Source organism: Siphonobacter sp. (genome assembly GCF_048595215.1).
GTDB lineage: Bacteria > Bacteroidota > Bacteroidia > Cytophagales > Spirosomataceae > Siphonobacter.
Map to the genome: position 1 here is coordinate 19,583 of NZ_JBMDWJ010000147.1, position 23,465 is coordinate 43,047.

The 23,465-nt window shown below is 49.4% G+C and carries 17 protein-coding genes; 5 read left to right on the forward strand and 12 right to left on the reverse strand.

Going from position 1 to position 23,465, the window contains the following annotated elements; genetic code table 11:
* Window positions 1–322: 322 nt before the first annotated feature.
* Window positions 323–1,132, reverse strand: a complete 810-nt coding sequence (locus tag ACOJTG_RS08455; RefSeq protein WP_094809146.1) for a glycogen/starch synthase — start codon at window positions 1,130–1,132, stop codon at window positions 323–325.
* Between the two features lie 211 nt (window positions 1,133–1,343).
* On the opposite strand from ACOJTG_RS08455, the gene panC reads away from it, so the two are divergent.
* Window positions 1,344–2,183, forward strand: a complete 840-nt coding sequence (gene panC, locus ACOJTG_RS08460; RefSeq protein WP_420153413.1) for a pantoate--beta-alanine ligase — start codon at window positions 1,344–1,346, stop codon at window positions 2,181–2,183.
* A gap of 88 nt (window positions 2,184–2,271) precedes the next feature.
* On the opposite strand, the gene ACOJTG_RS08465 is transcribed toward panC, so the two are convergent.
* From ACOJTG_RS08465 to ACOJTG_RS08485, 5 genes are all read right to left on the reverse strand, one after another.
* Window positions 2,272–3,732, reverse strand: a complete 1,461-nt coding sequence (locus ACOJTG_RS08465) for a SusD/RagB family nutrient-binding outer membrane lipoprotein (protein WP_420153414.1) — start codon at window positions 3,730–3,732, stop codon at window positions 2,272–2,274.
* Between the two features lie 11 nt (window positions 3,733–3,743).
* Window positions 3,744–6,821, reverse strand: coding sequence for a SusC/RagA family TonB-linked outer membrane protein (locus ACOJTG_RS08470; protein WP_420153415.1), 3,078 nt, complete (start codon window positions 6,819–6,821; stop codon window positions 3,744–3,746).
* Between the two features lie 720 nt (window positions 6,822–7,541).
* Window positions 7,542–8,777: an MFS transporter gene (locus ACOJTG_RS08475; protein WP_420153416.1), complete on the reverse strand. Its 1,236-nt coding sequence runs from the start codon at window positions 8,775–8,777 to the stop codon at window positions 7,542–7,544.
* Window positions 8,771–9,142, reverse strand: a complete 372-nt coding sequence (locus tag ACOJTG_RS08480; protein ID WP_094809134.1) for a DMT family protein — start codon at window positions 9,140–9,142, stop codon at window positions 8,771–8,773. Before ACOJTG_RS08480 ends, ACOJTG_RS08475 begins: the two co-directional genes overlap by 7 nt.
* Before the next feature lie 242 nt (window positions 9,143–9,384).
* Entirely contained in the window at window positions 9,385–10,092 is a 708-nt protein-coding gene (locus ACOJTG_RS08485; protein WP_420153417.1) for an ATP-binding cassette domain-containing protein, read from the reverse strand.
* Window positions 10,093–10,389: 297 nt separating this feature from the next.
* Between ACOJTG_RS08485 and ACOJTG_RS08490 the strand changes: the two genes are divergently transcribed.
* Together ACOJTG_RS08490 and ACOJTG_RS08495 are read left to right on the forward strand one after the other, a co-directional pair.
* The gene (locus ACOJTG_RS08490) at window positions 10,390–11,985 is read left to right on the forward strand and encodes an amino acid permease (RefSeq protein ID WP_420153418.1); all 1,596 of its coding nucleotides are present in this window, start codon (window positions 10,390–10,392) and stop codon (window positions 11,983–11,985) included.
* A gap of 10 nt (window positions 11,986–11,995) precedes the next feature.
* Window positions 11,996–12,436 carry a Rid family detoxifying hydrolase gene (locus tag ACOJTG_RS08495; RefSeq protein WP_420153419.1) on the forward strand — a complete coding sequence of 147 codons (441 nt, stop codon included), beginning with the start codon at window positions 11,996–11,998 and terminating at the stop codon, window positions 12,434–12,436.
* Window positions 12,437–12,846: 410 nt separating this feature from the next.
* Here the strand turns inward: ACOJTG_RS08495 and ACOJTG_RS08500 are convergent, their stop codons facing one another.
* The 4 genes from ACOJTG_RS08500 to panD form a co-directional block, all read right to left on the reverse strand.
* Window positions 12,847–13,533 carry a zinc metallopeptidase gene (locus ACOJTG_RS08500; protein ID WP_094809139.1) on the reverse strand — a complete coding sequence of 229 codons (687 nt, stop codon included), beginning with the start codon at window positions 13,531–13,533 and terminating at the stop codon, window positions 12,847–12,849.
* Between the two features lie 213 nt (window positions 13,534–13,746).
* Window positions 13,747–14,229 (reverse strand): D-glycero-beta-D-manno-heptose 1-phosphate adenylyltransferase, encoded by a 483-nt coding sequence (gene rfaE2 / locus ACOJTG_RS08505; protein WP_420153420.1) that lies wholly within the window; start codon window positions 14,227–14,229, stop codon window positions 13,747–13,749.
* A gap of 85 nt (window positions 14,230–14,314) precedes the next feature.
* Window positions 14,315–15,319 (reverse strand): lysylphosphatidylglycerol synthase transmembrane domain-containing protein, encoded by a 1,005-nt coding sequence (locus tag ACOJTG_RS08510; protein WP_420153421.1) that lies wholly within the window; start codon window positions 15,317–15,319, stop codon window positions 14,315–14,317.
* 113 nt (window positions 15,320–15,432) lie between these two features.
* Entirely contained in the window at window positions 15,433–15,783 is a 351-nt protein-coding gene (gene panD, locus ACOJTG_RS08515; RefSeq protein WP_104709945.1) for an aspartate 1-decarboxylase, read from the reverse strand.
* Between the two features lie 642 nt (window positions 15,784–16,425).
* Here panD and ACOJTG_RS08520 point away from each other — a divergent pair.
* Window positions 16,426–19,353, forward strand: a complete 2,928-nt coding sequence (locus ACOJTG_RS08520; RefSeq protein WP_420153422.1) for a SusC/RagA family TonB-linked outer membrane protein — start codon at window positions 16,426–16,428, stop codon at window positions 19,351–19,353.
* A 12-nt stretch (window positions 19,354–19,365) separates the two neighbouring features.
* Window positions 19,366–20,817 carry a RagB/SusD family nutrient uptake outer membrane protein gene (locus ACOJTG_RS08525; protein WP_420153423.1) on the forward strand — a complete coding sequence of 484 codons (1,452 nt, stop codon included), beginning with the start codon at window positions 19,366–19,368 and terminating at the stop codon, window positions 20,815–20,817.
* 206 nt (window positions 20,818–21,023) lie between these two features.
* On the opposite strand, the gene glgB is transcribed toward ACOJTG_RS08525, so the two are convergent.
* The gene (gene glgB / locus ACOJTG_RS08530) at window positions 21,024–23,015 is read right to left on the reverse strand and encodes a 1,4-alpha-glucan branching protein GlgB (RefSeq protein ID WP_420153424.1); all 1,992 of its coding nucleotides are present in this window, start codon (window positions 23,013–23,015) and stop codon (window positions 21,024–21,026) included.
* 302 nt (window positions 23,016–23,317) lie between these two features.
* On the reverse strand, window positions 23,318–23,465 hold a 148-nt coding region (locus ACOJTG_RS08535; RefSeq protein WP_420153425.1), incomplete at its 5' end, for a Smr/MutS family protein.

Below are 23,465 nucleotides of genomic sequence, written 5' to 3' on the forward strand. Positions count from 1 at the left end.
AGACGTATAAAGTGAGCTGAAAGGATACGAATAGGTAAAGGTAAAATCATTTCAATGAAGGTAAAATGGACAATTTTTAAAGGGGGTTAGCAAATATACGCTTCCGTTTTGTCGCTTAACACTACCTTTTATCAATACTTTCAACTGCCCAAAAGGAGCGTAAACACATTCTTCTAATTGCTAATTCATTGCACAGAAAAAGCCTGTCTTTACGTATCACTTTACTTCATAAAAGGTTATCATTTCCTACGAAAAAGACACAAAAAAAGCCGCCTGTCTTACGACGGGCGGCTAGCCTGTTTTAGGAGATCATCCCTTCTTCCTAACTCATTAACTCCGTGTAAAGGGAGTAAAATTTATCGGACATTTCTTCCTGTTCTTCAGGTAATTCCACCTTCTTATCAGGAATGTCATTCAGGATTTGATTGACGCTTTCGCTGTAATCTTCCTCCGCTTTTACGACGACATCGGCGTACTGAGCACCAATTTTAATAAAGCCGTCGTAATCGAGCGAGCTTAGGCTGGATAGCATGTCATCTTCGATGTCCATGGCTTTCACCTTGTCAAGCAGCTCTTCGGTAAATTTGTAACTAAAGGGGTTGTTGTAAACTGAAAATACCGACTTCGTGTCCTTGAACATAGGATCATTGCGGTAGGTCGTTTTCAGATACAGCGGAATCAAAGCCGTCATCCAGTCGTTACAGTGAACGATATCGGGAGACCAGCCTAATTTCCGAACGGTTTCAATCACGCCTTTGCAAAAGAAAATGGCCCGTTCGTCGTTATCATCGTAGAATTTCTCGTCTTTATCGAAGAATACTGATTTCCGGTGGAAATAGTCTTCGTTGTCAATAAAGTAGACCTGCAGTTTGGCACTGGGAACGGAAGCCACTTTAATAACCAGCGGCTTTTCGTCGTCCCCGACTGAAATATTGATTCCGGAAAGGCGGACGACTTCGTGAAGGCGATTTTTGCGTTCGTTAATCAGTCCAAACCGGGGAACCAGTATCCGGATTTCCATGCCCCGCTCTTGCATCGCCTGGGGAAGTTTTCGCACGTATTCGGCAACGTCTGTGATTTGAAGAAAGGGATTGATCTCACTGGCAACGTACAAAATCCGGAGTTTACTCATGGGGCTTCAAGAGTTTACGAAATGGGTAAGGATATTCCAAATTCGCTTGCAAAAATATAAAAAAAATGGCTAAAATCCATGAATTAATTTCAGAAAAACTATACTTGCAAGTTTTTAGCTTCCTGAACTTTTTAACCGTTCGACGTAGTTTACCGCTTTACTAACGCTGATTACCAGTACTTCATACACGCTTTTCTTTCTGAACTATCCCATGCAGCTGATTTTTACCCAGGCTGAATTACGAACCTACCTGACCCGCTCCACTGAATCTATTGGCTTTGTTCCGACGATGGGGGCCTTACACGAAGGACACTTGCAATTGATCCGCCGGGCCCGGCAGGAGAATGCGGTGGTGGTTTGCAGTATTTTCGTCAATCCGATTCAATTTAATAACGCCGACGACCTAGCCCGTTACCCGCGTACGCTCGAACAGGATTGTGCCCTGCTGGAAGCCGCTGGTTGTGATGTGGTATTTGCTCCCTCCGCGGCAGAAATGTACCCCAGTCAGCCCGTGCTGACGTTTGATTTTGGGAACCTCGAACGCGTCCTGGAAGGAGCCTTCCGACCGGGTCATTTCAATGGCGTGGGTATCGTGGTTTCCAAACTGTTTCACCTGGTACAACCCACGCGGGCGTATTTCGGACAGAAAGATTTGCAGCAATGCCTGATTGTCCGGCGATTGATTCAGGATCTGAGCTTTCCGATCGAGCTGGTGATCGCTCCTACCGTACGCGAAACGGATGGACTGGCCATGTCATCGCGGAACCGTAACCTGACTCCTGACGAACGGATCCTGGCTCCTTTTATCCAGGCGGAGCTTCAACGGGCGAAAATGGCTCTGGAACAAGGTACGTCGCATGCCGGGGTAAAAGCTCAGGTAAGCGAAGCCTTCGCGGCCCAACCCGCTTTCCGACTGGAATACTTTGAAATTGCGGACATTGAAACCCTACTCCCTCTGAAAGATCATCAGCCGGAGCAACCCGCAGCTCTGTGTATTGCGGTGCATTTGGGTAAGGTTCGACTGATTGATAATCTTTTATTGAACGCCTAAACAAAGAGTCCGGCCAGTTGGCCGGACTCTTTGCTACCATCCTCTATTCAGGTTTTCTCTCCCAGTACTCACCTGAATGATTCCTATACTATTTAGCAAACCATAACTTCAGTTTTTTGTCGTTCTGGCCACCCTGCCGTTTCAGGGCTTCGCTGAAATTGGTGTAGTTCAGCGATTCTTCCGAACCCGGATAAGGCAACCGCGTGGGTACAACCCCACCGTTCGTATTCAGCGTCGGAGGCGTCAGTACAGGGATACCCGTCCGGCGGTATTCCGTCCAGGCTTCCACGCCCTGTCCGTACAGAGCAATCCATTTTTGTTCCATCAGTTGCGTATAGCCCGCCGTACCACTTTTGAAGGCATTCGCCGTGAGATACGCATCCGAAGCCGTGAGTCCATACTGAGCGTGAGAAGCTTTGATGGCATCCGTGTAGAGCGTAGCCGCTTCGCCAGCCGTCGCAATACCTTTGTACGCAAATTCAGCTTTGATAAACAGTAATTCAGCGTAGGTCATGATTACCCCCGGAGCCGTCGCGGATACGAAGTAGTCCCCCACTTTCGACGTTTTTGACAAACCCAGAGCATTGGCATCCGATGCCGAAAGACCGTTAGGTACGCCCTTGTAATCGCCTCCATCGGCGGGCAGGTTGGCGTATACTTTCAAGCGGGCATCTTCCATGCCTTTCAGTTTATTCACCAACGTCGCACTCACCCGGTGGTCATCCCGTGTCTTACGGTTTTCATTCACGGGGTTGTTGCTCGGAGCTGCATTGAGGTACACTAACTGCACGTTATCGGCATTGGAAGCTAGTACCGGATACTTCGTCGGATCTTTCAGGATACGTTCGATCTCGGCTTTCACGTCGATCGGAGCATCCGCCTTCCCCAGCATTCGGTTCAAAATCCGCAGGCTTTGCGAGTTGGCGAATTTCTTCCATTTCGTCAGATCGCCATTGAACAGAATATCCCCCGCAATCGCCTTGCTTTTATCCGTGGTATTGATGAGTTCCGCAGCCGTTTTCAGTTCCGCTACCAAACCGGCGTAGACGTCTTTCTGAGTATCATACTTCGGCTGTAATGTTCCTTCCATGCCTTTGATAGCGTCCGAATACGGAATATCACCGTACACATCCGTAAGCAGGGTAAATACCCAGCTCCGCAAAATGGTGGCGACGGCCTGATAATTCGTATTTCCCGTCTCCTGGCTAATCTTGTAAATACGCTGGTAATCGGCCAGAGCTTCAATGTAAAAGTTACTCCAACCCGCATTCGCGACGTCGTTGGAAGTGGTATACTGATCGACGTCGGTATACTGAATCCGAGCCCAATGCTGCGGGACCAAGTTTCCTACGTCCATACCCAGCGAACCACCCCAGTAAGCATCGACGGCCGTCTGGATGCCATGCGGCATGAAAAGTTCCGCCGAGGCCGTGGTCGGGTTATTCGGGTTGGTATTCATTTGGTCGAACTCACCCGTACAGGCGGATAACCCAACCAGTACAAACGCCAATGCGGCTTTATATCGGAAAGAATGAAAAATGCGTATCATGTCAGAAACTGTTACAGATTTAAGCTGATGTTGAAACCAACGGAACGGGTGGTCGGAATCTGTCCGTTTTCAATCCCCTGTACGTTACCATCGTTGTAATAGCTCGTTTCGGGATCGATGTGCGGGATGTTGCTGTGCAGCAGAGCCAGGTTCCGGCCTACCGCTGAAATCGTGATGTCACGGAAGGGCAAACGCTTAAATACTTTTCCGGGGAAAACGTAGGTCAGGCGTACTTCACGAAGCTTCACGTAGCTACCATCGAAAATGGTTTCTTCGTTGTTCGTCAGCAGGTAGTACTTGTGGTGCCATTCCTCGGAAGAAATGCTTTTCGTGTTCGGTACGTACTCCGGATTAGCCGCAGTACCCGTATTGACCACGCCCTGGCCAACGATACCCGTTTCCCGGCCTACCGTAGTTTCTTTCAGCACGCCCGTGTAGCGACCAATGTTGATGGTCTGTGAGAAAATATCGCCGCCCTGTTTCATATCGATGAGCGTCGTCAGCGACAGGTTTTTGTAGGTGAAGGTATTTTGCAGACCGCCGATCCACTTGGGCGTAAAGTTGCCCAATACGCGACGTACGGGGTCAATCATTGGGTATCCACTCTGATCGTATACAATCTGACCGTCGGGTGCCCGCAGGAAGCCCTGTCCGAAGAAAGTTCCGTAGGGCTGATTGACCCGAGCTTCGATACCCATACCCCGCATGGTTCCGAGTGTATAAGTCGTCAGGCCTTCCATCAGTTCTTTAACCTTGTTCTGGTTCCGGGCCCAGTTCAGGGCAATGTCCCACTTGAAGCTGTTGGTTTTCACCGCCGTACCCGTCAGTTGAATTTCAATACCCCGGTTTTGCAAACGACCTGCGTTCAGCAGTTTAGAAGAGAAACCCGTCGCATTGGATACATCCACTTTCAGAATCTGGTTGAATGACTGCTTATCGTAGTAGGTCAGGTCCAGTCCGATCCGGTTTTGGAAGAATTTAAGTTCGGTACCGATTTCGTACGAGCTAGTCAACTCGGGCTTCAATTCCGGATTCAGTAGTCCGTTACTTTCTTTCAGGGAAGCCAGACTACCCCAGGCATTGGCGTACTCGTAGGTTTGCATCAGGTTATAAGGGTCCGTATCGTTACCCACCCGGGCAATGCCGCCCCGAACTTTAGCAAACGACAGGAAGGAAGACTGCACATTAAACATATCCGTTAGTACCGCACTTACGGCCGCCGAAGGATAGAAGTACGAACGGTTGCTGCTGGGCAATGCACTCGACCAGTCGTTACGAGCAGTCAGATCAATGAAGAGATAGTTCCGGAAACCAATGTTGGCCGAAGCATACATACTGTTCACTACCTTCTGATTGTATGAATTTTCCGTTACCGGACGCAGGCGGGAGTTACCCATGTTCCAGACGCGGGGAATGGCGAGTTCCGCCGCTGACATGTAATCCCGCTGATAGAAATTCTTCCGGTGATTGCCTCCGATATTGGCCGTCAGGTCAAACTCACCGAATTTGTGCGTAGCGTTCAAGAGGAAATCCGAGTTGGATTCCCGTACAAAGATTTGCTCTTCATTGTAGCCATCGTACAGGTTCGAGGTACGAGCCGCATTTTTCGTCTTACGACGATCCGCATAGTAATCCGTTCCCGTACGAGCCATCAAGGTCAGCCAGTCGGTGAATTTGTACGTAGCCGAGATGTTTCCGTACAGACGATCTTTTTCGTTTTCCCGCTTGCTATTGGCTAACTGGTAATAAGGGTTAGTCCAGTAGTTGTTATTCCAGTTGTTCTGGTAAATACTTCCCGGAGCCGTATAATCCTTCAGGTTTTCCATATCCACCTGACGACCGAACCAGATAAAGTACAGCCCCCAGTTGGTACGGTTATCACTACCGTCTTTCACGTAGTTACCCGTGGCCCGGATGTTCAGCTTGGGCGTTAAGTTCCAGCCAGCGTTCAGCGAAACCGTTTGACGTTTGTAGTTGGTGAAAGGCAGGATACCCGACTGATTCAGATCGGTAAGCGACAGACGAAAATCGCCTTTGTCGCTGCCGCCGGTTACTGAAACGTTATTCGTATACGTTTTACCGGTTCGGAAGAACTGGTTCACGTTATCTGGATGAGCTACCCAGGGAGTTGGCGTACGTACACCGTTTACTACGGGCGAATCGAATTGCTCGATCAGGCGACCATCTAATTTAGGTCCCCAGCTTTCATCCACCCCATCGTTCACGCCCGCACCGCGACCATCTACGTACTTAAACAAACCTTTGGCACCCTGGCCGTATTCGTTTTGCCATTCAGGCTGACGGAAGGGCGTATCAAATGTCGTGTTGGAATTCACCGAAACGCCAATTCCTTTGGAACCCCGACCACTCTTTAACGTGATCAGTACCACGCCGTTCGCTCCACGCGAACCATACAAAGCCGCTGCTGAGGGGCCTTTCAGTACACTCATGCTTTCAATATCGTCGGGGTTGAGCGAACCGGCACCGTTTCCGTAATCCACACCCGTTCCCGAGCCGTAGTTACTATTGTCGATGGGCACCCCATCCACCACGAACAGGGGCTGGTTATTACTACCAATGGAGTTAGCTCCGCGAATCAGCATCCGCGAAGAAGCTCCGGGGGCTCCGTTGGAGTTGGTTACCTGTACCCCGGCAATTTTACCTGACAGGGCATTCACCAGGTTGGTCTCCCGAGCCTGTGTTAGTTGTTTACCCCCAATTTCCTGTACCGAATACCCCAGGGCTTTCTTTTCCCGCGTAATACCCAAGGCCGTCACCACGACTTCACTCAGACTATTCGCGTTCATTTGTAGCTGAATATTCAGCGTACTCTCATCACCCAGTACTACTTCCTTACTCGTAAAACCTACGTAACTGAATACCAGTGTATTGCCCGAGGATACCGAAAGCTGGTACGAACCTTCGGCATTGGTCGTTGACCCCTTAGCCGTGCCTTTGATCGAAATTGATACGCCCGGCAACGGCTGCCCATCTTCCGAGGAAGTAACTACGCCCGTCAGCTGCCGATCCTGGGCGGATGCCCAGAGACTACTCAGCAGCAATAGCAGAATAGATAAACGTTTGTTCATGAGATGTGTACGCGTTTTGTGAATGAAATACAGTCCCATCCCACCTGACAGCCAGGTCGGAAAAGCAATTACGGAGTCGAGCAGAGCTTAGCTCAGGGGAATGTTAAGACGTGAAGAAAGAGCATTCATGTTCGGTTAAGATTAATGGGAAGAAGCCAATTTTTATAGAATCTGGCATCAATATTACAAAAACATGTATCTAATTCAAATAATATTCTGATTTTTTATTAATTACTTATTTTTTATGATGCTATATACAAATACAACAGTACTATATTTTATTAAGTTATGTTACTTTAATATATAGTTTCAAATTTTTTAATTAACTTAATTAATCATCAAATTAATTTTTTAAGATAATATATGACATAATTTCTCTTTTTCATACATGCAAATTTCAAGTAAATCATATAAATTAATAATAATACAGGAAAAAGGCATATCACTAAATTCATCAATTAATCTAAAAATCTACATGGATGTGTACAGCCCAGTGTTTTGAGTGTAGAAACTTCAACTGGATGGTATGTCGAGGAAGGTAGATGTACAAGCCACTGTCAAACGTGCTAAGAAAACAAGCGTAGAAAGTCGTCCACCTCAGCAGAGTTGTGTGAAAAGAAGTGAAATCTGGAGAAGAAAGAAGAACCCTTCCAAGCAAGAGCGTCGGGAAGGAAAAACAACTGCCCAGGCCTGATAGGTCCCCAAGCAGTTGTTCAAAATTTACTGTATTGACTCGTTCGCAACTTTTGTTTCAGGGACGCCCCACCACACCAGCAGCAAAGCGACTAATGCAATACCGGACAGCACCAGAAATACGGTTTGGAAATTACTACGCTGGAGCAGAAACCCCGCAAACGCATTACTCAGCGAAGCTCCTAATCCAACGGCAGTGGCAATGGCTCCCTGCGTAGTATTGAACAGTCCGGTACCCTTCGTTAAATCGGATACAATCAGGATCGATAAAACTCCGAAAATACCAGCTCCCAATCCGTCGAGTACCTGAATGCATACCAGTAAAATCTCGTCGTTGGTTAGCGTATACAGCACCCCACGAATGGGCAAAACCAGAAAGGCGACGAGTAAGATACGTTTACGACCCTTGGAAGCATGTTTTCCAACCCAGGCACTCACGGGGATCATGACAATCTGAGCGACAACGATACAGGCCGACATGTAGACGGAGGCTTCGCCCGCCTGGGCTTTTAACGAGAGCCGTTGCCCTAACAGGGGTAGCATGGCCGCATTCGCAAAGTGAAATAGTACACAAGCCAAAGCAAAAAGCAACAGAGAAGGCATACGGAGCAGCGACCGCCAGGGACTTTCATCCGTCTTGTGACCACTCTCCCCACTACCGCGAGCCAGTTCGTGGTTGATTTCCTCATCTTTGATTTGCCAGATGCTGATGCTACTGAGCAGAGACATGAGGGCAAGCAGGACGAAAATGCCTTTGCTACTGAGAAAATGGCCAATGAGTCCCGCTAGCAGAGCGGCTACTACATTCCCGGCGTGATTAAAGGTTTCATTACGACCAATACGGGCGTCGAGTGCCTGATGTCCGACTAAGCCCAGCGTAATCGCTGCCACCGCAGGACCAAACCATGCCGCCGAAATGCCCATCAGTGTCTGACCCGCCATAATCACCGGATACGTTGGAATGGTAATGGTGAGCAAAGCGGCGGCGGCCATTAACAAGGAAGCCAGTACCGTAAATAATTTTTTACGGGTGGTACGATCCACCAGTATTCCGGCAGGCGTCTGCATCACAACGGTTGTAATTCCCATGACGGACATGGCAATGCCAATGTCCTGGGGTTGCCACCGTAACGTCACCATCAAATAAATGGCTAAATAGGGTCCCATCCCATCGCGAACGTCGGCTAGCAGGAAATTCGCTTTATCCAGTGCGGATAGACTTTGTCGGGAAGGGTGCGGTACAGCGGAAGAAGTGCTTACCATTTTTTGAAAATGAAAAACACTGCAATGATCAGGAAGACAAACCCGACGGCGTGGTTCCAGGCCAGGTGGTCGGTTTTAAACAGGTAAACGGTCATGAGTGTAAAGACCGTTAGCGATACTACTTCTTGGATAATTTTCAGCTGGAAAAGCGTAAACGGCCCTCCCGTTTCTTCGGAACCGATCCGATTGGCGGGTACCTGAAAGACGTATTCGAAAAAGGCGAGTCCCCAACTCAGGGCAATCACGCCGAATAGCGAAAGTTTGGCCAGCTGGGGCCATTGTTTGACCTGCAGGTGTCCGTACCAGGCCAATGTCATAAACGCGTTTGAAACTACTAATAGAGCTACACAAGCTAATCCTTTCATGGTTCAAGTTTTGAGTTCCTAGTAAAAACTATCTTCTCAGGATCTTGGCTCACCGAAGGAAGGATTTTAATTCGTTTTTAAGACAAATTAAGTCCGATAGCACGAATTCAAGCTACTGATTATCAATCACATAAATACCACTACTACAATCTCCTGAACCGAGTACGTAAGGTACGAACTCAGTTCAGGAGATTGCTTTGTAAGGGTATACGATTGAAAAACTGGGCGATCCTAGTCCTACGCTAGGCCGTCAGTTCACGGAACAGGGTTTCCAGTGATTTGCCCGATTGCCGAAAGGATGCTATGGATTCATCCGCTACTAGCTTACCCCGCTTCAGGATGATGGCCCGGTCGCAGATGGCTTCGACTTCCTGCATGATGTGGGTAGAAAACAGTACCGTTTTCTCCTGTCCGATGTTTTTGATGACTGACCGGATTTCAGCCAGTTGATTAGGATCCAGTCCCGTGGTGGGTTCGTCGAGAATCAGTACCTGAGGGTTATGTACCAGGGCCTGAGCCAGTCCAACGCGTTGGCGGTACCCTTTCGAGAGTTGTCCAATGCGTTTGTGCTGTTCCAGCCCCAGGCCTACCTGTTCGATGACTTCGTTCACCCGTCGGCTCAGCGTTTCGCCTTTTAGTCCGTACAACGCTCCCATGGAACGCAGAAACTCTTTCACGTATAGATCCAGGTACAGGGGATTGTGTTCCGGCAGGTAGCCCAGATGTTGCCGAACTTCCATCGAGTGTTGCGTTACGTCGAAACCAGCGACTTCAACCGTACCGCTGGAAGGCCGTAGATACCCCGTAGCAATTTTCATGGTCGTGGATTTCCCCGCCCCGTTCGGCCCGAGAAAACCGACAATTTCCCCCGGCTTTACTTCAAAACTAATCTGATCCACCGCTTTCTGCGGCCCGTATATTTTGGAAAGCTCCTTGACAACTATGGACACGTTTCGCTACGAAAAAGGTGATTGAAAACTTTAGGCAAAGGTAGAGCTTCGCCGGCAAATGTACATGCCCGGCAGCCCGCTCCCTTTAAACGTATAGCTTGGCTCAGGTGGTATATCTACTGATTTCCTGCCGCTTGAATCTTGTCAACTTCCGATGATTCCCTATTTTTACCTGATTATTTACTTCATCTGGGCATAATTTTACTTTTCTTTGAAAGAATACGTTCATTTCGCGACTTCTTTTTCCCGAGATCAGCAGAGTGCCCCTAATTACGTTCACGAAACACCATTGCATCCGTGGCCAACGACTCCTTTTTTCGTAAGAAATCCATTCAACAAGTACTAAACACTGACGCTACCGGTGAGTCGCATGGCTTATCGAAAGTGTTGGGTGTTCGCGATTTAACCTCTCTGGGGATTGCGGCCATCATTGGAGCCGGTATTTTCAGTACCATTGGTCGGGCCAGTTTTGATGGCGGTCCTGCCGTATCCTTACTTTTTGTTTTCACCGCCATTGCTTGCGTATTTACGGCGTTGAGTTACGCTCAGTTTGCCTCTACCGTACCCGTTTCTGGCAGTGCGTATACGTACGCGTACGTATCCTTCGGCGAATTATTTGCCTGGATTATCGGCTGGGCCCTGATCCTGGAATACGCCGTTTCCAACATGGTAGTAGCCATTTCCTGGTCGGAATATTTTTCTTCCATGCTGGCGGGTTTTGGGCTTCATCTGCCCGGGTGGCTCACTGTCGATCCCTCCTCCGCCAGCGAAGCGGTCCGGGCCTCGGCTCCTTCCATTGGCGGGATCAAGCTCATCTGTGATTTACCGGCGGGACTTATCACGGTACTGGTAACGGCTCTGGTGTACATCGGAATCAAGGAATCCAAAAACGTCAGTAACATGCTGGTGGCTCTGAAGCTGGCCGTTATTCTACTGGTGATTGTTGCCGGCGTATTTTACGTGAAACCCGAGAATTGGTCGCCCTTTGCCCCCAACGGCGTGAGCGGCGTACTGAGCGGCGTAGCCGCGGTGTTCTTCGCGTTCATTGGTTTCGATTCGATCTCAACGACCGCCGAAGAATGCAAAAACCCTCAACAGGACATGCCCAAGGCCATGATTTACTGCCTGATTATCTGTACCGTGCTGTACGTACTGATTACGTTAATTCTGACGGGTATGGTTCATTATAAAGAATTGAACGTAGATGATCCGCTGGCGTATGTCTTTCACAAAGTAGGATTTGATTTTGTGGCAGGGGTTATTTCGGTCTCGGCCGTCATTGCCATTACGAGTGCCCTGCTGGTGTATCAGCTCGGTCAGCCCCGTATCTGGATGACCATGAGCCGTGACGGTTTACTCTGGCCCAAGTTTTCGAAAGTACACCCCAAATATCATACGCCTTCGTTCGCGACGATCGTTACGGGCGTAGTCGTAGCCATTCCTTCCATGTTCTTTGACATGGGTTTTTTCGTAGACCTAACCAGCGTAGGCACCTTTTTTGCCTTTATTCTGGTCTGCTGTGGGGTGCTGTACCTCGATTACCAGGGACTGACGAAATACTCTAAATTCCGAGTTCCGTACATCAATGGCCAGTTTGTCGTGGGCATCGGCTTTGTTATCGCCATTGCTTTCGCCATTTATTCCAATCACTTTATATTGGCCATGGAAGAAAAACCGCTGCTGTTTGTGTTCTGGATTGTCTGGGCCGTTTTGTCGATATTAAGTTACCGCCTCAAATTTTCCCTGCTTCCCGTTTTAGGAATCCTTACGAATCTCTATCTAATGACGGAACTGGGTTTCTGGAACTGGGGAGCTTTTGTAGCCTGGCTACTGATTGGACTCGTCATTTACTTCAGCTACGGACGTAAACATTCCAAACTGGCTAAGGCCTAAATTCCATGATATGGCACGTCTCCTTGCTCTCTCACTAATGCTGGTAGCTTCTACCGTTGCGTTTGCTCAGAGGAAAGTTCATCAAACCGCTGCCGCCCCCGCTCCCATTGGTCCGTATAGTCAGGCCGTTGAAGCCAATGGGCTAGTATTCGTTGCGGGACAGGTCGGTATTAATCCGGATACGAAAAAATTGGTGGCGGGAGGCGTAGATGGGGAAGTTCCCCAAATCATGCAAAATATTCAGCAAATTCTCAAAGCTGCCGGGTTAAGCTGGTCGGACGTGGTCAACACTACTATTTACGTGAAAGACCTAGCGAACTTTCAGAAGATCAATACGCTGTACGCGAAGTATTTCGAGAAGGATTTTCCGGCCCGTACCACTGTCGGCGTGGCGGATTTACCCGGAGGAGCTAGTGTGGAGATTACCGTTATTGCCGCTCGCCGGAAATAAGCTCATCCTTACGAATGTAAAAAGGCCGGAACTGATCCGGCCTTTTTTGCGTATAGATTTCAATAAGCTCTTTATTCGAGCCATTTATCCGTTTAAAAGTTTCCAATCGTTAAAGAATTTGTCTCCTGACACGCTCAAGGGCATCGTCGTTTTACGAACGGAATTAGTTGAGCGGCTGGGTTTCCAAATTAAACCGAGCTTTATTAAGAGGCGACGGGTAGCGAAGGAATAATTCATGGCTTTTACGGTATTAAATGGTTCTCTATCTATCAAGGAACGTCGGCCCTTTTTAAATCGTGCCTTAATCATTTAAAAATACCGTGCCAAAGAGCCTAGTCTTTGAAATTCATATAAAAAAAGCCTGACTTTTTCATAAAGTCAGGCTAAGTATTTGGTTTCGCTATAAAAAACTAGTCACTTCTACGGCCACCCATCAATAAACTTACGTAATACAGCAGTGTAGCCAACGAACCAAGAGCGGCAACCACGTATGTACGAGCAGCCCATTTGAGAGCATCCGATGCCATTTCGTGTTCCCGGGCTGTTGCTACGCCGGTTCTTTCAATCCAAGCCAGAGCCCGATTGGATGCGTCGTACTCCACGGGCAGCGTGATGAAGCTAAACAGCGTCGTTGCCGCGAATAGAGCCACGCCAATCGCCAGCGGAATGGGTGTAGTATTCAGTAAAAGAATACCTCCCAGAATAATCCACTGCATCCAGCTTGACGCAATGCTCAGAAAAGGTACCATCGAGCTACGGAACTGCAACCAGCTATACGCCGTAGCGTGCTGTACGGCGTGTCCGCATTCGTGAGCAGCAACGGCAGCGGCGGCTACACTGCGGCCATAGTACACATCATTACTGAGGTTTACGGTTTTATCCGCCGGGTTATAGTGGTCGGTAAGCTGTCCTTCTACGGACAACACTCGTACATCATAAATCCCGTTGTCCCGTAACATTTTCTCAGCGATTTCTTTTCCAGAAAGACCAACAGCCAGCCCTACCTGTGAGTATTCGGCAAATTTGCTACGTAATCGCCAGCTGACCAGCATGCTGATCACCATGAAGATTATACCAATTAAATATGCTCCTGCCATAGTTATAGTGGTTTATTAGACTAGGACGTATTTAAGTTTGAGGTTTCAAGTTTGATAGTTTAAGGTCTAATCCAGTACAGGTTTTTGTAATTTTTATAAGCCTTATTCTAACGTCAAACATTCCCGTAGGAATTTCAAATACGGCTGGTTCAAACTTCGAACCTACTTACTCAAACTTCAAACCTCCTCAAACCTTAGACTACCTTCAAACTTTCAAAAACTAGTCTTTATTTTCTCAATTAACGCTGAAGTTGAAAAACCTTGTACTAAGGGTACCGTTTTCACCTCACCTCCATTACCTAATACAAAATCCGAACCAACAATGGTTTCTACACTGTAGTCATCGCCTTTGACCAAAATGTCAGGATTAATGGACTCAATCAGCTCTTTTGGCGTGGGTTCATCGAACAAAATGACAGTATCCACAAAGGCCAGCGAAGCCATCAAACGGGCTCGGGCGTATTCATTGACGACGGGGCGAAGCGGTCCTTTGATACGAGATACCGACGCATCCGTATTAAGGCCAAGTACCAGTCGATCGCCCAGATTACGGGCTTTTTCGAGGTAGTCGACATGACCTAAGTGTACAATATCAAAGCAGCCATTGGTAAAGACAATTCGCTGACCGCTGGTTTTCCATTCTACCAACTGAGGAATCGCTTCGGCGAGGGTTTTAATTTTTGAAGCTGTATGCATGGGTTCTCATCATGAATTGCGTAGGCGAAGCCTACAAATTTGGGCATCCGTGCATCAATGATGCGGACCACACGGGCGGTAAAACCTACGATTGACCAACGACCGTCTTGCGACTGGGCCGACTGATCACAGAAATTACTAAGAAAACCAGGCCAATGGCCAGCGTACTGAGCATTTGTGAGCTTTGAATGAAGGTAGCCAGTGTACCACTATCGGCCTCGGGCAACTCGTAAATGGAATGCAGGGCGAAGGCAACAAAGGCATTATACGACCCTACGCCACCGGGTGTCGGTAAAATCATGGCGAGGGCTCCGGTAGTCATAATCGTCAGAGCCACCAGCGGAGACAAGTCCGCAAACTTGGGTATCGCAAAGAAAAGCACGTAGCCCATCACGTAGTACATGCCCCAGATCATCACCGTATAAAACAGAAACAGACCGGGTTGGCGAAGTTTCCGAATACTCAGTAAACCCGCCAGTAGCCCCTGTCCCGCCTTCGCTAGCTTTTTTACGATAGCCAACTCAAGCAAACGTTCCCAAAGAAAGAAGACCGTCAAGCCCCCCGCGATCAGTAGTCCCAGTACAATCCAGATCAGTACGGGCACTCCGCTTTCCGAGTCGGGCGTAGCTGAAGTAGACCGCTGGATAAAGGCCAGTAGCCGGTCAAAGTCCAGTAATAAGTTTATTCCCAAGAGGATAAACAGGGAAAGCACGTCGAAAATTCGCTCGGTAACGACCGTACCCAGGGATTTTTCGATGGGAATTTCATCGCTTTTGTACAAAGCACTGCAACGGGTTACTTCGCCCAGTCGAGGTACAAGGTTGTTCGCAAAGTAGCCCAGCCAAACGGCGGTATTCGTTCGTAGAAATGAAGGATGATAGCCCAGCGGTTCCAGTAAAATTCGCCAGCGGGCGGCCCGGCTTCCGTGAGCCACGAAGGTCAGCAGCATCATAACCCCCACCCAGCGGAAATCAGCCTGCGAGACATCGGCCCACAATTGTTCTGGATTGATGGTACCCGAGTGGATGGCGTACCAGGTCAGGCCCGCCGCCAGACCCAGAAAGACAAGATATTGTAATACGTTTTTCATGCGATGATTCGCTGTAAGCAGACCGGTTTCCGGCAAAAATAAAGGAGGTGACCCGTTTCCGAATCACCTCCCGGCAAAAACCATCATCTTCTACTACTAATCGGTGGTCCTTTTTATTTCACCAGATGATTGTTGGCATCCGGAAAAACGACCATGGGCTTGTGATCTTTCGCCTCTTCGGGAGTCATCATGGCGTAGGCGATGATGATGATAATGTCCCCGACCTGGGCCCGGCGAGCCGCGGCTCCATTCAGACAAATCGTCCCACTGCCCCGTTCACCTTTAATGACGTATGTTTCAAAACGCTCGCCATTGTTATTATTGACAATCTGAACCTTCTCATTCTCAAGTAGGTTCGCTGCTTCCATCAAATCCTCATCGATGGTAATACTACCTACGTAATTGAGCTCCGCCTGCGTTACTCGAACGCGGTGAAGCTTTGATTTCATAATAGTCAGGAACATCAGTGTGTATTGTTTCCAAATCCCCGAACGTGTAAGGGGCGGGCAAAGTTCGGGAAAGTTTCTTCAGAAATGACCATTTGATCTAAGAAAAGGCGTTCTGAACACTTATTCAGAGCGAGCTTTTCCCAATGAATTCTATGCTTTCGCTAGCCTGCACCAACGATCCTACGGCAGAAAAGTAGTCCGACGACGGAACGGTATACCTAAATTACTTTTTACCGAATAATTTATTAGTTTTTGCACAAACGGTTGTTCATCCCGTAGCAAACGTTTGCACATGTTTTCAGGCCCAATTTCCGCCCTCCCAGTACCTGTGAGGCTCTTTACTTTCCATCTTTTGCGTTGTACTTTCATTCCAGATTCCAGCAGGAACACGCCGCACTTCCTCTTCTTATTTCACAAACGATACTCCTATGAACTGCTTTGGGGACATTCCTTTTTCGTCTGACCACTAATTCAATTATCGAACGCCATCTCCGGAATCGGCCCTGACTTTCGGGCGGATCTGGCTCCATGACTCCTTTTGCTGGTGAATGTACTGCATTCACTCCAACCCTACTTTGAAGCGTTTCAAGGGCGGTATTACTATGCCGTTCTCTGAAGTTTTGAGTCGATTCATACATTCACTTAGCTAGAAAAACGATGAAACAATTCTCCCTGAGTTTATTAGGGCTGATGTTCTGTCTGTGCAGTTTTGCCCAGCAGGTCTCGCTCACCGGAACCGTTCGTGATGATACGGGCCAGCCCTTACCCGGCGTCAGTGTTGTGGTTCGGGGTACGATGCAAGGCACGACGACCAACGCCAATGGTCAATTCACAATTCAGGTCGGACCGACGACGGTACTGGAGTTTAGCTCCATCGGGTATGAAAACGCTTCCGTACCCGTTGAAAACCGCACAACGCTGGACATTTCGCTCAAAAAATCAGATACGCAGCTCGACGAAGTGGTCGTACTGGGCTACAGCTCCACTACGCAGAAGAACCTGACCGGATCGGCTCAGGCCATTACGCCCAAAAATCTGAAAGACGTTACGGCAAACAATCTTTCGCAGATGTTACAGGGCAAAGCGGCTGGTGTGCAGGTGGGTTCCAATTCCGGTGATCCACGGAGTGCTCCGAAAATCATCATTCGCGGCGTAGGTACGCTCACCGCCAGCTCCGATCCCCTGTACGTGGTGGATGGTGTCATTGGCGGAATCCCCAACCCCAGCGATATTGAGTCGCTTACGGTCTTGAAAGATGCCTCGGCCACGGCTTTGTACGGAGCACGGGCGTCCAATGGCGTGATTGTCGTAACGACCCGGCGGGGGGCAGCGGGCAAAACGAAACTTACGGCCCGACTTAACAAAGGAATTGGTACCCTGAATCTGGGAAATTTTCGGCTGCTGAATGGTCCGGAATTATACGCCGTACAGAAACAGTCCTTCGAACGGGATCGCCCCGGTCAGGACCTCAATAGCTTTCTGCCCACGCCCGAAGCCAATGCCAACACCAACTGGTTCGATCAGGCCTTTCGCACGGCGTCCAACACGCTGGCCGAACTGAACGCCTCGGGAGGCTCGGACAAAACCCGTTTTTTCATCAGCGGTAACTATTATCAGGAAGAAGGGATTTTGAAGGAAACCGGACTGGATCGCTTTGGTCTGCGGCTCAATTTCAACCACGATGTAACCGAAAAACTGCACCTGACACTCAATACGGCCGGCACATACACGCGGGGCTACGACAACAGCGGCGGTTCCCTGTACGGAGCGTATACCTATCTGCCCTACGATGACCCGTATTATGAGGGAAAACCCTACAACCCCATTACGGGAGCTAAAACCTGGTACGGTCGCGATAACGCGAACTTCATTTACAACCAGCAGTTTGAGAAGTTCAAAGAAAATACGCTGGCTGGCGACGTGTTGTTCAAAGCCGAATACGAACTCTTGCCCTGGCTGACGCTCTCGACGACCAACCGGGCCCAAACCACATTTTACGAAACCGAGAGTACCGAAGATGCCCGAGGCAATAGTGCCGCTGACGTACAGGGTCGCTTGTCGCAGTTCAACAGTCGGGATTACACCCTGCTGACTTCCAATCTCCTGCGTTTCAAACATGAATTTGCCGGAGGCCATACGCTCGATGGATTGGCTGGGTATGAGTATCAGACGTATTACTACCAATCGCTGGGTGCTACGGGAAAGGGTATTTTTTCCGGGCTGGATATTCTGGATGCGGCCTCCCAGCCCGAGAGCATTCAGGGTACCAAAAATGACAATGCGTTTTCTTCGTATCTGTTTCAGGCCAATTACGGCTACAACGACAAGTACATCGTGACGACCTCGTTTCGGCGGGATGGCTCGTCCAAGTTTGGTCGCAATAAGAAGTTCGGAAATTTCTATGCCGTCGGTTTTACCTGGAATGTTTCCAACGAAAGCTTTCTGGCCAATCACCGTACCATCAATAACCTGAAACTTCGCCTGAGCTACGGTACCACGGGCAACGCCGACGGTATCAGCGATTACGCGGCTCAGGGCCTGTACAACCTGACCGATCAGTACGCGGGCGTGCCTTCGGCGTATCCCACACGAATTGAGAATCCGAACCTTTCCTGGGAGGTTTCCAACAATGCCAACCTGGGTGTGGATGTAACGCTCTGGAAGCGATTGTCCGTGACGGTGGATGTGTATAATCGTCTGACGAACAACCTGTTGTTCAACCGTCCGCTACAGGGCACGAGCGGGTACGCGTACATCACCGAAAACATCGGAGCCGTTCGAAACCGGGGTCTGGAGGTAGTCTTTTCCGGGGATGTCATTCAGAAAAAGAACTTCAAATGGCTGATGGAAATCAACGCGGGTATGAACCGCAATGAGCTGACGGAACTTTACGGCAACACCGATTTTATTGCCAACAGCTTACGTCCTTATGCCCTGAACCAACCCCTGAATAGCTGGTACATGCGGCGTTGGCTGGGCGTGGATACACAAACAGGCAATCCGTTGTGGGAGAAAGTCAATGCCGACGGGACGGCCAGTTCAACGGGGAATTATAACGAAGCCACCCTGCAATTCATCGGCAGTAACGCCAACCCCAAACTCTTCGGTGGAATCCGGCAGGTACTGACCTGGAAAAACCTGGAACTGAATGCCTTTTTCTCGTACTCAACCGGAGCGATGATCTACAACGGGGATCGTCAGTTGTTCGACAGCGATGGAGCGTATGATCGCTACAGCCTCATGGCTCTGTCTAACGGCTGGTCCCGCTGGCAGCAGCCCGGCGATGTGGCCACGCACCCCCGTTACGTACTGGGCGGCAACAACAACTCCCAACGCCCTTCGTCCCGCTTCCTCGAAAATGGTAATTACCTGCGACTACGGAACATCAGTTTGAGCTATGACTTCCCTTCGGAACGCCTGCAAAAAGCTAAGCTGGGGGGCCTTCGGCTGACGGCGTCGGCGGATAACTTGTTCACAATTACCAAGTTTTCGGGGATTGATCCCGACATCCCGGGCACGGGTGAAGTGGGTACGAAATATCCGTTCAGCAAAAAATTCGTCTTTGGTATTCAACTGAGCTTCTAATCTTTTCTTCGTATGAAGACCTCCTCTCTTATCCGTACGCTTCCGCTTTTTCTGGGGTTGCTGGCTTCGTGCAGTATCGATAAAACGCCCTACGACGGCCTCTCCGAGTCGGAATTGCTGACTAATGAACAGGGGCTGCGGGCCGCTACGGATGGCAACTATACCATCATCAAGTCGCTGGATTATACCCGGAATCTCTACATCATGAATGAGTTTCAGGGCGATAATGTGACGTTGAGCGGTACCACCACCGATCCACTATTTCTGACCTATACCTATCGCCATACGGCCGATCAGGGCAATGCCCTGCAGATTTACCGCAAAGGTTACGCCGCGATTATCGGCTGTAATAAAGTGATTACGGCGACTACGGCGGGGCAGTCGAAAGAACTGAATCAGCTGTTGGGTGAAAACCTGTTTCTGCGGGCGATGATCCACTTTGATCTGGTACGCCTGTTTGGTCGCCCCTACACGCAGAGCCCCGAAAGCAATTTGGGCATCGTTATCAAAACGGATCTGACTCCCGATGACAACGCCAGCCGGGCTACGGTGAAAGCAGTCTACGATTTCATTGTGGCAGACCTGAAAAAGGCGGCCTCACTGATGACGATTGCCAAAAGCAGCAGTTACGCCACGGCGGAGGCGGCCCACGCCCTGCTTTCCCGCGTGTATCTCTACCAGAATCAGAACGATCTGGCGATTGAAGAAGCCAATCTGGTTATTAATAGCAAGCGTTATACCCTGGCGACGCCCACGCAGGTGCCGACTTTTTATACCCTCGAAAATGAGCAGAATCCCGAAATCATTTTTGCGATCAAGCATACGCTTCGGGATGACCGCACCTGGAGTGCCATTGGGTCCATGTACTATACCTCGCCGGGCGGTGTGGGCTGGGGTGAAGTTTACGCTTCACAAGCCTATCAGGACTTAATCAATCAGTTTCCGAGCGATCAGCGTCGTTCCTTTCTGGTACGGAAACTGACCTCGACGGGTCAGCAGGAAAAACGAAATGGCATCGATAAGGTATACATTACCAAGTTCTCCAATCAGGGTGGCATTCCTACGCTCAGTTCTCCCGTCGTTTTACGCCTGTCGGAAATGTATTTGAACCGGGCCGAAGCCTATGCCAAGAAGGGCCAGCTGGATCAGGCCATCGCCGATGCCAATACCATTCGGACGCGGGCGGGACTGAGCGGTACGGCCTTGTTCAGTACGTCGGATTTGAAAGGCCTGCCGTCAGTGCTGGACGTAGTCTTACAGGAACGTCGGCTGGAGCTGGCCTTTGAAGGGCATCGGGCGTATGATCTGTACCGTAACAACCGGAGTCTGGTGCGTAACTATCCCGGCTACCACAACATCCAGACCGGTCAGCAAACCGTCCCGGCTACGGACAAACAGGTCGTCCACCTCATTCCCGAATCAGAGATTGTACTGAATGGGAATTTGAAGCAGAATCCAATTTAGTTTTCAGTTTGCGGTTTTCTGTTTTCAGTTGAGTCGTTAGCTTATTTGTCACGACGATACGAAGGCTCAAAGACTCATAACGAAAAGCCCAGCGTAACTCTGTACAAATTCAGAGTTACGCTGGGCTTTAATTCTTGGTTTCTACAAAGACGATCGGTAGTATGAAACTCAACTGAAAACGGAAAACCGCAAACTGAAAACTACCCTCACCAAACCTTCAACACAATCGCCGCCAGCGGGGGAATGTTTACGCTGATGGATTGCTCTTTGCCCTGCCAGGTGATGGCTTCGGACATGTAGGTACCGTTTTCGTACTTGCCCGTACCCCAGAAACGAATGGCGTCGGAGTTGAAAATTTCGGTATACATCCCCTGCATCGGTACACCAATGCGGTAGTTGGGACGGGGTACCGGAGTCATGTTCAGTACAATCACCAGTTTTTCGGTGGGTGAATGGCCTTTGCGACTGTACACCAGCACTGTATTTTCGCGATCCGTCGTATCGATCCACTCGAAACCTTCGGCTGAGAAGCTATGCTCAAAGAGGGCTGGTTCTTTCTTATACAAAGTATTCAATTCCGTCACGCAGGCTTTCATACCCAAATGCGGCGGGTACTGTAAGAGGTGCCAGTCCAGCGATTGTTTAAAGTTCCATTCCGACGTCTGACCGAATTCGCCACCCATAAACAGCAGCTTAGTTCCGGGATGCGTAAACATGTACGTGAACAACAATCGAAGGTTTGCGAAACGTTGCCATTCATCGCCAGGCATTTTCGAAACCAGTGCTTCTTTCCCGTAGACTACTTCGTCGTGCGAGAGGGGTAACATGAAGTTTTCGGTAAACCCGTAAACCGTGCTGAAGGTAAACTGATCCTGGTGATACTTGCGGTACGCCGGATCTCGTTCGAAATACTTTAGCGTATCGTTCATCCAGCCCATCATCCACTTCATACCAAAGCCCAGCCCGCCCGTATATACCGGACGCGATACGCCCGGAAACGCCGTTGACTCCTCGGCAATGGTTTGCGTGTCGGGGTATTCCTGATAAATGATCGTATTGAGGTCGCGAAACAGTGAAATCGCTTCCAGGTTTTCGCGGCCCCCAAACACGTTGGGTATCCACTCACCCGCATTCCGGGAGTAGTCCAGATACAGCATGGAAGCCACGGCATCCACCCGCAGGCCATCGACGTGGTAGCGATCCAGCCAGAAAACGGCGTTTGACAACAGGAAGCTCCGTACTTCGTTCCGACCGTAATTGAAGATATACGATTTCCAGTCGGGGTGATAGCCCTGCCGGGGATCGGCGTGTTCGTACAGGTGTGAACCATCGAAGTAAAACAATCCGGTGGTATCGCCCGGAAAGTGACTCGGTACCCAGTCCAGAATTACGCCAATGCCATTCTGATGCAGTTTTTCGAAGAGCATCATCATCTCCTGTGGCGTACCGTATTTATTGTTAGCGGCGTAATACCCCGTAATCTGATAGCCCCAGGAAGGTTCGTAGGGGTGTTGCATCACGGGCATGAACTCGACATGCGTGAAGCCACATTCTTTGACGTGATCAACCAGACGATCCGCAAATTCGGGAATGCGTAAACGACGATCCGGGTCCTGCGGGTCGCGTAACCAGGAGCCCAGGTGGACTTCATACACCGAAACGGGGGCGTTGAGCTTATTCTTCTCGGCCCGTGTCTGCATCCAGTCGGCATCGTTCCATTCGTACCAAGTATCCCAAACAATACTGGCCGTGGAGGGTGGCTCTTCCCAACGCAGGGCGTACGGATCGCCTTTTTCCATTTCTTCCCCTGCGTTGGAAACGATGAAGTACTTGTACACTTCGCCATTACCTACGTTCGGAATCCAGCCCTCCCAAACACCCGAACTGTCATAGCGTACGTACAGAGCGTTGGCTCCGCGATTCCAGTAATTGAAGTTTCCAATTACGGATACATACTTGGCGTTCGGAGCCCATACGGCGAAATACGTGCCCGTGACGCCCTCGTGTTCCATGACATGAGAGCCAAATTTTTCGTACAGTTTAAAGTGTTTACCCGAAGCAAACAAATGAATATCGAACTCAGAAAAGCGACTGAGCGGTTCGACGGCTTTGAAAGAAACAGAGGAAGTCGGATCAGCCGATTGCCCGGACAAACTTTCCTGAGGTTGAGGTTCTAGTTGAATGCTTGACTTCGCCATAGGTGGTATAAAACAAATGATAAAAGGCTGCAAATGAGTAACCTATTTCAGAACGGCCGTAAGGGTTTAGAATTTCCTGAAAGTCGGGCTGGGGTTCTGAATACTTAACTAAAAAGCGTTCGTTTGGTTAGTACCGGTTTCGATAAAAATTCTGAACCATAGAGTCGCGAAGGACGGCCGCAAAATAGCATTTTCCGACGAATGTACTAGAGAAAAAAGAGCGAAGAACCAGAAAAGCAAAAAGGCCCATTCGTTCGCTAGTTTGAACGAATGAGCCTTCATAAGCTATGGAATCCGTAAGGTTATTTCATCTGAACTACCGTAACCCCTGCCCCACCCCGGTCGGGGTGTTCGTCGGCCATACCCGCTACCTGAGCGTAGGTACGCAGGTGATTGCGAAGGAGTTGACGCAGGATACCATCGCCTTTCCCGTGCACAATCCGCAGCTCG

Excerpts from the sequence above, each read along its gene's own strand:
- panD (WP_104709945.1), bottom strand. The coding sequence starts at position 15,783 with ATGTTCCTGACTATTATGAAATCAAAGCTTCACCGCGTTCGAGTAACG.
- ACOJTG_RS08525 (WP_420153423.1), top strand. The coding sequence starts at position 19,366 with ATGAAGACCTCCTCTCTTATCCGTACGCTTCCGCTTTTTCTGGGGTTG.
- ACOJTG_RS08520 (WP_420153422.1), top strand. The coding sequence starts at position 16,426 with ATGAAACAATTCTCCCTGAGTTTATTAGGGCTGATGTTCTGTCTGTGC.
- ACOJTG_RS08470 (WP_420153415.1), bottom strand. The coding sequence starts at position 6,821 with ATGAACAAACGTTTATCTATTCTGCTATTGCTGCTGAGTAGTCTCTGG.
- panC (WP_420153413.1), top strand. The coding sequence starts at position 1,344 with ATGCAGCTGATTTTTACCCAGGCTGAATTACGAACCTACCTGACCCGC.
- ACOJTG_RS08495 (WP_420153419.1), top strand. The coding sequence starts at position 11,996 with ATGGCACGTCTCCTTGCTCTCTCACTAATGCTGGTAGCTTCTACCGTT.
- ACOJTG_RS08455 (WP_094809146.1), bottom strand. The coding sequence starts at position 1,132 with ATGAGTAAACTCCGGATTTTGTACGTTGCCAGTGAGATCAATCCCTTT.
- ACOJTG_RS08510 (WP_420153421.1), bottom strand. The coding sequence starts at position 15,319 with ATGAAAAACGTATTACAATATCTTGTCTTTCTGGGTCTGGCGGCGGGC.
- glgB (WP_420153424.1), bottom strand. The coding sequence starts at position 23,015 with ATGGCGAAGTCAAGCATTCAACTAGAACCTCAACCTCAGGAAAGTTTG.
- ACOJTG_RS08480 (WP_094809134.1), bottom strand. The coding sequence starts at position 9,142 with ATGAAAGGATTAGCTTGTGTAGCTCTATTAGTAGTTTCAAACGCGTTT.
- ACOJTG_RS08475 (WP_420153416.1), bottom strand. The coding sequence starts at position 8,777 with ATGGTAAGCACTTCTTCCGCTGTACCGCACCCTTCCCGACAAAGTCTA.
- ACOJTG_RS08465 (WP_420153414.1), bottom strand. The coding sequence starts at position 3,732 with ATGATACGCATTTTTCATTCTTTCCGATATAAAGCCGCATTGGCGTTT.
- rfaE2 (WP_420153420.1), bottom strand. The coding sequence starts at position 14,229 with ATGCATACAGCTTCAAAAATTAAAACCCTCGCCGAAGCGATTCCTCAG.
- ACOJTG_RS08500 (WP_094809139.1), bottom strand. The coding sequence starts at position 13,533 with ATGGCAGGAGCATATTTAATTGGTATAATCTTCATGGTGATCAGCATG.